Raw genomic sequence first — 9,831 nt, forward strand, 5'->3', positions numbered from 1 at the left:
GACGAGCCGCCGTGGAGTGCGGCATTATCCGCCTTGGACATCCCCTGCGGTGTTCGAGCGCAGGTACTACGTTTTCTTGAGCCGACATCAATCGCCGAGGGAAGCAAAGTAGCGACACTGGTGAGCAAGTCTGCCAAAGAGCGGAAAGCCTAAAGGGTCGCTCGATGTTCCCACCTGGACCAAAGGGTTCAAGGGCGATGCCTGTACGGCACTGCGCGGGGGATGTCTTTTTTTCTGCCGCCATGACCCCGCGCTTGACAACATGCACCCGAGCCCTGCCAACGCATCAATCGACACCCGACCGACGCCGCACGGGCGGCGCACGGAATCCAAAACCGAGATCCGTCAACGTATTCGCCGTCAACGCCGCCACGTGGGCTTGCGTGAGCGCACCCACGCCGCCCGGCGGCTGGTCTCGGTATTGCGCCGGAGCCGCGAGTATCGCCGCAGTCGGCGGATCGCCTGCTATTGGGCGGTCGATGGCGAGATCGAGCTCAGCGCCTTTTTGCTGCGCGCCCACCGCGATGGACGCTCGCTCTACCTGCCGGTGTTAAGCGGGAAGCGGAGCGGCGCTCTGCAATTTCACCGTTATCGGCCGGGCGAGTGCCTGCGCGCGAATCGCTTCGGAATTCCGGAACCGGTGCCGCGGCCATCCCGACGCATTGCGTGCCAACAGCTCGACTTGGTACTGCTTCCCCTGGTGGCTTTCGATTGGCAAGGGCAACGACTGGGCATGGGCGCCGGTTTCTACGACCGCACCTTCGCCTTTCTGCGCCAACACGGCGGAAGGTGGCGGCGGCCGCAACTGCTGGGCGTGGCTTTCGGCTTTCAGCAAGTCTCCATGCTGCCCGTCGAACCCTGGGACGTGCCACTCGCCGGCATCGCGACCGAAAACGGCATGTTGCGCGGCCGTGCCGTGCCTCGACCGAGCGCCGCCAAAGAATTCTCAGTCGGTTGACCATCCGATTTGAGCGGAGAGCGCATGAACTATTGGGTCATGAAATCCGAGCCGCGTGTCTACGGAATCGATGATCTCGCCGAACAGCCCCTGCAGAGCGATCACTGGGAAGGCGTACGCAACTACCAGGCACGCAACATGCTGCGTGATCAGATGCGGCCCGGGGATTGCGCCGTGTTCTATCATTCCAATTGCCCGCGCCCCGGCGCCGTCGGCATCATGGAAATCGTGCGCGCCGGCTATCCGGATCCTACGGCCTTCGACCCCGAGTCGAAATACTTCGATCCCAAAAGCGACCCGGATCGGCCACGCTGGTATATGGTCGACGTTCGATTGAAGCGGCGTCTGGCGCGTACCATCTCACTGGCGGAACTCAAGGCCAACCCTTCATTGGCGGACACGCCGCTGGTCCGGCAGGGCAATCGTCTTTCGATCATTCCGCTATCCGCCGATCAATGGCAGGCCATTCTGGAGATGGAACACCAGGAAGCGCTATGAACGAACCAAAAATCACCGCCGGGAAAAGCGACTGGGTCGGCGCGATCTGGGGCGTTGGCGCGCTCCTACTGCTCGCGCTTGGGCTGAGCGGCCTATGGTGGTGGACGACGAGCGGAGTACGGCCGAGCTCGCCGGACGCGGTGCAGCTCGAGCCGGTCACGATCGATGATGCCCAGTCACTGGCGGCGTTTTTCGCCGAGCAGGGATACGATTGGCCGCCGGAGGCGGCGATTCCGACGCTTGCCGTGACATCGCTCCCCGCTGACCTGATCGAGCAGCCGGTTCGCCGCAAAAAATCCTTGTTCTTTCGCAGCCTGCTGCCCTTGGTCCTGGCCGAAAACAACCGACTCCGCGCCGAACGCGAGCTCCTGGAACACGCTTTTGCCCAAGATCACCTCCCGCCCGGGGATTCAATGACTGAGCAGGTCGCCGCAATCGCCGCGAGACAAGGGATCACCGGCGATCTCGGCGACCCGCAGGTCCGCGCCCGACTGCTGCGCCGGGTCGACCGAATCCCACCGGCACTTGCCCTCGCCCAAGCCGCAAGCGAGAGTGGCTGGGGCACCTCGCGCTTTGCTCATGAGGGCAATAATCTTTTCGGCGAGCGTACCTGGGATGCCAGCAAAGGGCTGGCACCCGGCCGCCGAACCCGGCACACGCGCCATTACGTCCGCGCCTTTGCGAGTCTGCGCGACTCGGTGCACAGCTACGTCCATAATCTTAATACCCACCGCGCTTATGCCCCGTTGCGCGCGCTCCGCGCGCGCCTTAGCGACAGCGGCAAGCACCCGGATGCCGCGACTCTGGCGGGTGGCCTGAACCGTTATTCCGAGCGGGGCGCCGCCTATGTAGCTGATATTCGGACGATGCTGCGCCACAACGATTTACGCCAAACACTGCAGGATGTTCGCTTGGCCGCATCGAGCTCGCCGACGCCCCACTAACGCGGCCCGCTAGATTCGCGTCCCATCGGGGAGCGGCTTCATAAAGACCCGGGAGTTGCGCCGGAGGTTGCACAGCGCCTGACGCCCGACCGGAAGGTCCTGCAGACTCGCGGGCTGGAAACCCCGCTCCTGGAACCAGTGGGCGCTGCGGGTGGTGAGGACGAACACAGTCCGCACGCCCTGCGCGGCGGCGGCGCGCTCTAGCTGCCTGAGCAGGGCATCACCGCGTTCACCGCCCCGGTAATCGGGATGGACCACAAAGCAGGCGAGCTCCGCCATGGCGGCCTCGGCCATGGGATAAAGTGCCGCGCAGGCAATGACGGTCCCCTCCCGCACCACCACGGTGAAATGCTCGATCTCGGTTTCGAGCCGCTCCCGTGAGCGGCGCACCAGGGTCCCGTCGCGCTCAAGGGGTTCGATGAGCTCGAGTATCCCTCCGATATCCTCGATCACCGCCGTGCGGATTACCTCGAAGGGCCGGGCGGTGATCAGTGTACCCACCCCGTCACGCGTGAAAAGCTCCAGCAACAACGCGCCGTCGACCGCATTACCGAGCAAGTGCGCACGCCGCACGCCGCCGCGGCAAGCCTCCAGCGTACCAACGAGCAGCCGCCGCAGTTCCGGGGCAAGCTCGGGGTACGCACGCAGGTATTGCTGCACCTCTTCGGTGGTCATCTCCCGCACCAGGGCGGCATCGCGATCGAGCACCCGCGCGCTTTGCTGCAGAAAAAGCAGCTTGTCGGCGCGGATCTCCCGGGCCACGGCGAGTGCCACGTCCTCCGCGTAAAGATTGAATATCTCGCCGGTTGGCGAATAACCGAGCGGACCGATCAGCACCACCGCCGCATCATCCAGGCGCTGGCGAATCGCCGCGCCGTCCACGCGACGCACCTCGCCTGTGTGCAGATAATCGACTCCGTCGCGGACGCCCACGGGGCGGGCGGTGACGAAATTGCCCGAGGCCACTTGGATGCGTAAACCGGCCATGGGGGAGTTGGCGACTCCCATGGACAGCAGCGCTTCGATTTCCACCCGAACCGCGCCCACCGCTTCTTTCACGCAAGCGAGGGCGGGCTCGTCGGTTATGCGCAAGCCGTTGACGTAGCGAATGGTACACTCGCGAGAGCGCAGCCGTTGCTCGATCTGCGGGCGCGCGCCCGGCACCAGCACCAATCGAACGCCCAGGCTATTGAGCAGCGCCAAGTCGTGGATCAGCGTCGGCAGCTTCTCGTCGGCCACCGTTTCACCGTCAAAGGCAATGACAAACGTCCTGCCCCGGTGGGCGTTGATGTAGGGCAAGCTGTGGCGGAACCACTCGACGAAACGGGCCGGCTCCCATCTCATCTTTTTCCCTCGGCTTGCGGTGGTTCCAGGCAGAAACGGCGAATGAACCCCCGGAGCAGCTTGATCATCGGCTCGATACGATCCACGGACAAGTACTCATCGGGCTGATGTGCCTGATCGATGTCTCCGGCACCCAACACCACGACCTCCATACCCAGCGCCGCGAGAAACGGCCCTTCGGTACCGAAAGCGACGGTCCCGGGCTCGGCCCCCGTGAGTTCCCGCGCCACCTGTATGATGGACGCATCTTCCGGGGTCTCCATCGGCGGCAAGCCGGGAAATAACGGACGTATCTCCAGCGTCGCGGCTGAATCGGACAGAGCGTGCTCGAGACGTTGGCAAAGCTGCGCCTGCAGCTCCTCCAAATCCATGCCGGGCAGCGGTCGCAGATCGAAATGCAGCTCCGCCTCGGCACAAATGCGGTTGGGGTTATCCCCGCCGTGGATGTGACCCAGATTCAACGTCGGCTCCGGCACCCGGAACCGATCATCACGATAGCGCCGCTGCAGCTCGGCACGCCAAGCCAGGATTTCATTGAGAGCGATGGTCATCGCCTCTAGCGCGTTGACGCCGAAGCTCGGATCGCTGGAATGACCGGAGCGCCCGCGCAAGCGCACCGCCTCCATCATCACGCCTTTGTGCATATGAATCGGCCGCAGCCCCGTTGGCTCCCCGATCAAGGCGTAACGACCGATCGGCCGGCCCTCGTCACGCAAAGCCCTGGCCCCGATCATGCCGCTTTCCTCATCGGCGGTCGCCAAAAGGGTCAGCGGGCGGCGCAGATCCCCGGCACGCAGCTCCCGGACCGCTTCGAGGGCAAGGGCAAAAAAGGATTTCATGTCGCTGGTGCCGAGCCCGTACAAGCGCCCGTTCTGCTCCGTGAGGCGGAACGGATCCGTGCTCCAGCGGTGGGTATCGTATGGAACGGTATCGGTATGACCTGACAGGACCAGCCCGTCGGCGCCACTGCCGAGCGTCGCAACCAAATTGGCCTTGTGCGTCTGATCGGGCAAATCGCGGATGTCAACGGCAAACCCCAACGCATCGAGCCAACCTGCCAGCCGCTCGATCACAGCACGGTTGCCCTGATCCAACGCCGGATCGACGCTGCTCACCGACGGCAACTCGATCAGCTCGCTGACCATCTGACGAAGACTTGGCACGGTAGCGGCCATAGCATGCTCCTGGGCGGCCTGGAGCGGGCTGTCTACAGGCTGGATTTCGTATTGTGAACCCGCCGCCGCTGCGTCAGCGCTTCCTGTGGCCGCGCTAACTGCCCGTCAGCTCGTGCAGCGGTTGCCCGCAGGCTCGGGCCGTATTGCAGCGACCCGCAGCAAGCATCTCATAAATCCCCCCACGAGGAACGGCGCCGCCAGCGGATACGCGTCACCGTAATGCCTACCACCATACCCGCGAACAGCACCGCGGCGCCCACCAGAAACCAATCTTGACGGCTGCGATCGGCGAGGCGCTCGGTCTCATTGGCCAGATCCTGCAGGCGTCGCTTGAGATCGATAATCTGCTTCTTGAGCCGTTTGTTCTCGTTGGCAAGATGGAGTCCTTCGCGGGACTCATCGAGCTGGCGGGCAAGCCGATCCCGCGCGCTTGCGAGTTCGTCGACCCGCTCACGCGCTCGCGCGAGCTGCTGCTGCGTTTGCTCCATGTTCTGCTCGAGCTGACCGTCCTGCGCCTGCAGCTGCGCGAGCTTGGCGCTGACCTGCTCGAGACGCTGCGCCGCCGGCGGCCGGCTGATGAGGTACTGGGACGACACCCAGCCTTGCCGTCCCTTAGCCGTCTCGACCCGCGTCCACCCCGAGTCCGTTTCCAAGACTTCGACCGCCGTGCCGGTTGGCAACAACTGCAGAATCCGGTACTGGTTGCCGCCGCCGCTGCGTAGCGTGATCGTAAACTGATCGGTCACGTATCGCGTGGGGGCGGCCTGGGCGCTGCCCACCACGGCGCAGAGCCCGAGCCACCAAATGAGCGCGAGCGCCAAACCGGAGAGGAACGTCTCGAATCGACGGCCGAGGCCTGCGCCGGAGCCACAGCCGGCAGGCATGAGGGAATCGGAATCGGGTAATCGGCCCTGATGCCGGCACGCAGTGTAGAATGGCAACCTGGCTGTGGATGGAATTGCTGCGTTCTCGAAGCGCCGTGGTGCAATATGAGGGGTATGCACTAGAGATTCCCTATGGCTGTTTGGCATCCTCCTTCGAGCCCTCGATTGTAGCGGATGGTCGCAGGCCGCAAAACCGACGCCCGCCGGATAGCCGCCGGCTCAGCGTGCGGCAATAACCGATTCGTCCTTGCGCCCAGGGACCGAGCGCAATGCATCACGCGGAGACTACCCCATGTTGCACTACCCGAACATCGACCCGGTCGCCTTTCAACTCGGTCCACTAGCGGTTCACTGGTACGGCATCATGTACGCAGTGGGCTTTATCTCGGGTTGGTGGCTGGGACGGCACCGCGCGCGCCGGCCCGGGTCCCCGCTCGAACCCAAGCAAGTCGACGATCTGGTGCTGTTCGTCGCCGTGGGAGTGGTCATCGGCGGGCGCGTGGGGTACATGCTCTTCTACGGCATGGAGCAAATGCTCGCCAATCCGCTCGCCTTATTCCAGATATGGCGCGGCGGAATGAGCTTCCATGGCGGGCTGCTCGGCGTCATCGTCATGACCTGGTGGTTCGCCCGACGTATCGAGACGCCCTTCTGGCGTATCATCGACTTCCTCGCCCCGCTCGTGCCCATCGGGCTCGGGGTCGGACGTATCGGCAACTTCATCAATGGCGAGCTCTGGGGAGCACCCACGACGCTTCCCTGGGGAATGGTCTATCCGATCCTCGGCCCTGAGCCGCGGCACCCCTCGCAGCTCTACGAATTTCTGCTCGAAGGCGTGGTGCTGTTCGCGATCCTTTGGCTTTTCTCCCGGCGCCCCCGGCCGAGCGGCGCGGTATCCGGCCTGTTCCTGCTTTGCTATGGTGTGTTCCGCTTTGCGGTGGAGTTCATACGCATGCCGGACCCGCAGCTCGGTTATCTCGCCTTTGGCTGGTTCACCATGGGCCAGGCGCTCTCGCTGCCCATGATCCTCGCAGGCCTCGGCCTGCTCGCTTTCGCTTATCGAGGCCAAGTGGCGGGCGCCGGGTCGGCGAACGCATGAACGCTCTCGAACGCGACCCGGCCAAGGCCGCGTTGACAACCGCAACCGCAGCGAGCACGCAACGGACGGCCTCATGAGACAATATTTGGAGTTGCTGCAATACATTCTTCAGCACGGCGTGCGCAAGGCAGACCGCACAGGGACCGGCACATTGTCGGTCTTTGGCTATCAGATGCGCTTTGACCTCAACGAGGGTTTTCCGCTGGTCACGACCAAGCGGCTGCACGTGCGCAGCATAATCCACGAGCTGCTGTGGTTTCTCTCCGGCGACACCAATATCCGGTACCTGAAGGACAACGGCGTGCGCATCTGGGATGCGTGGGCGACCGAGGACGGCGATCTGGGCCCGTTGTACGGCGCCCAGTGGCGTGCCTGGCCGACCAAGAATGGCGGGACAATCGACCAGATTACTCGCGTAGTTGAAGGCATCAAAAAGAACCCACATTCGCGTCGACACATTGTCAGCGCTTGGAACGTCGAATATCTGCCGGACGAATCCCTAAGCCCGCAAGCAAATGTAGGACAAGGCCGGATGGCCTTGCCTGCCTGTCACGCCCTGTTCCAGTTTTACGTCGCCGACGGCGAGCTGTCATGCCAGCTCTACCAGCGCAGTTGTGATGTATTTCTGGGACTCCCATTCAATATTGCTAGCTACGCCTTGCTCACCCATATGATCGCCCAGGAATGCGATCTCGACGTCGGCGATTTCGTCTGGACGGGCGGCGATGTGCACTTGTACTCCAACCATTTAGAGCAAGCCCAGCTCCAGCTCTCTCGGAAACCTCGTCCACTGCCTACTTTGGTTATTAGGCGCAAGCCTGACTCGATTTTTGACTACCGATATGAGGACTTCGAAATCATCGGGTACAGTCCCCACCCGGCGATCAAGGCACCGATTGCGGTATAGCGTTGACGAGCAGCGAAGAGCGCCTGCGGCCAACGCAATTAAACCCTGCCAATTTATATAAGTGCATCTAATCAGATCTCAGCTATGCACGTCGAAAGAGCTGAGATGCTTTGACAGTTGGGATGCCGCGGCGTGCACTAGCGGAAAACCGGCTATTTTGACTGGATGCAGCGCTTCTCGGTGAGTGAATGGAAGAAACATCACCGGCTCCCCTTGCGGCGACCAGCGCGGCCGGGTACAGCCGGCGCGCCTCAAGCCGGCCAACCCGCCCGGGTTGGCCGGCCGTCTTCATTGGATAGCGATCCGGCGTGCGGTGCTTTCCTGTTTTTCGGGCTTGGGAAGGCGGATGGTTAGAAGGCCCTTGTCGAAGGACGCCCGAGCCTTCTCGACATCGGTGCCTTCCGGCAACGGTATGGCGCGCTGGAACTGGCCGAAGGCGCGCTCGACCCGGTAGCAGCCTTTTTCTTCGGAGCGGGACTCGAGCTTCTTCTCGCCACGTATCCAGAGGTAACCGTCCTCGGCATGAATCTCCACGTCGTCGCGTTCCATACCCGGCAACTCCGCCGTGACTCGCAATGCATCCCCGTCGTCGACCATATCGACGCGTGGCTGGAAAACACTCGGGCTGAAGTCACCAAACCAGCGATCAAAGTATCCCCATCCGGTCAGAGGCTCGCGCATAAGCTCCTGCATCATGCCAAAGGCCTCTGGCATAGCGATCGAGCCGATCGATTCGAACCCCTCCCTAGAGGGGTCCCTGGAACGCGGCCCGATCGGCACTACAGTGCTGGCACGCCTTTCCTCAGGAGACTTGCGTAGAAAGCGGAAGGGATTCCACTTGCTCAGATCGAAGTTCATCTCCACTCCTCCCTTCGAATAGGCAGGCCGGCTGTTAAGCGGCTGTGATCTCGATTCGCCGCCGCCGGTGGGACGCCTTCTTCGGCAGGACGACGCTCAGCACCCCGCTGTTCATTTCAGCGCGGATACCATCGGTTTCGACTTCCTGGCCAAGCGTGAAGCGACGGTAGTACCGGGAACCCCGCACCTCGGCATAGGTGGCCGAGATGCCTTCCGGCATCTCGATCTGTATATCGCCGTAGATCGTGAGCACGGTGCCATCCACCTCGATGGTCAATGCCTCGTTACTGACCCCGGGCATGTCGGCCAAGACACGAATCGCATCGTCCTCCTCATAAATATCCACGGGAGGCAGCAAGGTACGCTCACGCCACTCCTGGGTTGCCACTTCACGTGAGTCCTTGCGCGTTGAGACCTCGTGGCCCGTAGCGTTGCGCTCCTCAGCCATGACTATTCACCTCCCTTCGCCTAGTTTGCCGTGATCTCAATCCTGCGCGGCTGCACTTCCTCGCGCTTGGGCAGCTTGATCTCAAGCATACCGTTGCGTGCTCTCGCCTCGGCGGCCTCGCCGTTGAGCCTCTCGGGCAGGGCAACCGCGCGGGAGAACTCACCACCGAAGCGCTCTCGGCGATAAAACGCTGGCCATTCGCCGCCGCCCTCTGCGCTTTTCGCCGGAAACTCGCGCTTGCCGCGCATTATGAGCACATTGTTCTGGATGGACACATCCAGGTCTTTGGGATCGACACCCGGTGCGAACACGTAAACGCGCACGGCATCTGCGGTCGTACCCACATTCACCAAGGGAAACGTTCCCCGAGGCACGGAGCGGATGTCCGACGCCTCAAAGTCCTGTAACAGGTCGTCCACCATCTGACGCACCCAGTCCAGCTCCCGGAACTGCGGAACATTGATTCGCCAGATATCTCCGAACATGGCCGAGCACCTCCGTCTTACCCGACTTTGACACTTCCACGTACAGGTTCTCTTGAGCGGCGTGCGCTGACGCGTGGGATTTCAAGGTGTTAGATAGCCGATCAGCACGTACAACACGCGAAGTACACGTACATGGATTATTATGTATCGCTTGCAGTGTAGCTGTAATCGGCTTATTATCGCGTACATGTATCTGCGTGAAACCCGCCAAAAACGCGCCGACGGCTCGAC

At 62.5% G+C, this 9,831-nt stretch carries 11 protein-coding genes and 1 other RNA gene; 6 read left to right on the top strand and 6 right to left on the bottom strand.

Going from position 1 to position 9,831, the window contains the following annotated elements:
- Positions 1-38 precede the first annotated feature (38 nt).
- The 4 genes from ssrS (at position 39) to AC52Q4_RS15420 (ending at position 2,400) form a co-directional block, all read left to right on the top strand.
- A non-coding RNA gene (gene ssrS / locus AC52Q4_RS15405) (6S RNA) lies at positions 39-226 on the top strand.
- A gap of 36 nt (positions 227-262) precedes the next feature.
- On the top strand, positions 263-958 hold the full coding sequence (locus AC52Q4_RS15410) for a 5-formyltetrahydrofolate cyclo-ligase (RefSeq protein ID WP_495537681.1): 696 nt from the start codon (positions 263-265) through the stop codon (positions 956-958).
- 24 nt (positions 959-982) lie between these two features.
- Complete coding sequence (locus AC52Q4_RS15415) at positions 983-1,456, top strand: EVE domain-containing protein (protein WP_495537682.1); 474 nt, start codon at positions 983-985, stop codon at positions 1,454-1,456.
- Positions 1,453-2,400, top strand: coding sequence for a glucosaminidase domain-containing protein (locus AC52Q4_RS15420; protein WP_495537683.1), 948 nt, complete (start codon positions 1,453-1,455; stop codon positions 2,398-2,400). Before AC52Q4_RS15415 ends, AC52Q4_RS15420 begins: the two co-directional genes overlap by 4 nt.
- 9 nt (positions 2,401-2,409) lie before the next feature.
- On the opposite strand, the gene argA is transcribed toward AC52Q4_RS15420, so the two are convergent.
- The 3 genes from argA to AC52Q4_RS15435 all read right to left on the bottom strand — a co-directional run bounded on the left by argA (position 2,410) and on the right by AC52Q4_RS15435 (position 5,803).
- The gene (gene argA / locus AC52Q4_RS15425; RefSeq protein WP_495537684.1) at positions 2,410-3,744 is read right to left on the bottom strand and encodes an amino-acid N-acetyltransferase; all 1,335 of its coding nucleotides are present in this window, start codon (positions 3,742-3,744) and stop codon (positions 2,410-2,412) included.
- A complete protein-coding gene (gene argE / locus AC52Q4_RS15430) occupies positions 3,741-4,919 on the bottom strand; it encodes an acetylornithine deacetylase (RefSeq protein ID WP_495537685.1) in 1,179 nt (392 codons plus the stop codon). The genes argA and argE overlap by 4 nt, the downstream gene beginning before the upstream one ends.
- A gap of 167 nt (positions 4,920-5,086) precedes the next feature.
- Entirely contained in the window at positions 5,087-5,803 is a 717-nt protein-coding gene (locus tag AC52Q4_RS15435) for a TIGR04211 family SH3 domain-containing protein (protein WP_495537686.1), read from the bottom strand.
- A gap of 292 nt (positions 5,804-6,095) precedes the next feature.
- Between AC52Q4_RS15435 and lgt the strand changes: the two genes are divergently transcribed.
- Positions 6,096-6,902, top strand: coding sequence for a prolipoprotein diacylglyceryl transferase (gene lgt / locus AC52Q4_RS15440; protein WP_495537687.1), 807 nt, complete (start codon positions 6,096-6,098; stop codon positions 6,900-6,902).
- A 73-nt stretch (positions 6,903-6,975) separates the two neighbouring features.
- The gene (gene thyA / locus AC52Q4_RS15445; RefSeq protein WP_495537688.1) at positions 6,976-7,809 is read left to right on the top strand and encodes a thymidylate synthase; all 834 of its coding nucleotides are present in this window, start codon (positions 6,976-6,978) and stop codon (positions 7,807-7,809) included.
- Positions 7,810-8,097: 288 nt separating this feature from the next.
- Here thyA and AC52Q4_RS15450 read toward each other — a convergent pair whose 3' ends face one another.
- The 3 genes from AC52Q4_RS15450 to AC52Q4_RS15460 all read right to left on the bottom strand — a co-directional run bounded on the left by AC52Q4_RS15450 (position 8,098) and on the right by AC52Q4_RS15460 (position 9,600).
- Complete coding sequence (locus tag AC52Q4_RS15450) at positions 8,098-8,505, bottom strand: Hsp20/alpha crystallin family protein (RefSeq protein ID WP_495537689.1); 408 nt, start codon at positions 8,503-8,505, stop codon at positions 8,098-8,100.
- 196 nt (positions 8,506-8,701) lie between these two features.
- On the bottom strand, positions 8,702-9,115 hold the full coding sequence (locus AC52Q4_RS15455) for an Hsp20/alpha crystallin family protein (RefSeq protein ID WP_495537690.1): 414 nt from the start codon (positions 9,113-9,115) through the stop codon (positions 8,702-8,704).
- A gap of 20 nt (positions 9,116-9,135) precedes the next feature.
- Positions 9,136-9,600, bottom strand: coding sequence for an Hsp20/alpha crystallin family protein (locus AC52Q4_RS15460; protein ID WP_495537691.1), 465 nt, complete (start codon positions 9,598-9,600; stop codon positions 9,136-9,138).
- Positions 9,601-9,831 lie beyond the last annotated feature (231 nt).

The sequence above is a fragment of the Nitrococcus sp. genome (assembly GCF_059432795.1).

Excerpts from the sequence above, each read along its gene's own strand:
- AC52Q4_RS15460 (WP_495537691.1), bottom strand. The coding sequence starts at position 9,600 with ATGTTCGGAGATATCTGGCGAATCAATGTTCCGCAGTTCCGGGAGCTG.
- AC52Q4_RS15455 (WP_495537690.1), bottom strand. The coding sequence starts at position 9,115 with ATGGCTGAGGAGCGCAACGCTACGGGCCACGAGGTCTCAACGCGCAAG.
- AC52Q4_RS15410 (WP_495537681.1), top strand. The coding sequence starts at position 263 with ATGCACCCGAGCCCTGCCAACGCATCAATCGACACCCGACCGACGCCG.
- AC52Q4_RS15450 (WP_495537689.1), bottom strand. The coding sequence starts at position 8,505 with ATGATGCAGGAGCTTATGCGCGAGCCTCTGACCGGATGGGGATACTTT.
- argA (WP_495537684.1), bottom strand. The coding sequence starts at position 3,744 with ATGAGATGGGAGCCGGCCCGTTTCGTCGAGTGGTTCCGCCACAGCTTG.
- argE (WP_495537685.1), bottom strand. The coding sequence starts at position 4,919 with ATGGCCGCTACCGTGCCAAGTCTTCGTCAGATGGTCAGCGAGCTGATC.
- thyA (WP_495537688.1), top strand. The coding sequence starts at position 6,976 with ATGAGACAATATTTGGAGTTGCTGCAATACATTCTTCAGCACGGCGTG.
- AC52Q4_RS15415 (WP_495537682.1), top strand. The coding sequence starts at position 983 with ATGAACTATTGGGTCATGAAATCCGAGCCGCGTGTCTACGGAATCGAT.
- AC52Q4_RS15420 (WP_495537683.1), top strand. The coding sequence starts at position 1,453 with ATGAACGAACCAAAAATCACCGCCGGGAAAAGCGACTGGGTCGGCGCG.
- AC52Q4_RS15435 (WP_495537686.1), bottom strand. The coding sequence starts at position 5,803 with ATGCCTGCCGGCTGTGGCTCCGGCGCAGGCCTCGGCCGTCGATTCGAG.
- lgt (WP_495537687.1), top strand. The coding sequence starts at position 6,096 with ATGTTGCACTACCCGAACATCGACCCGGTCGCCTTTCAACTCGGTCCA.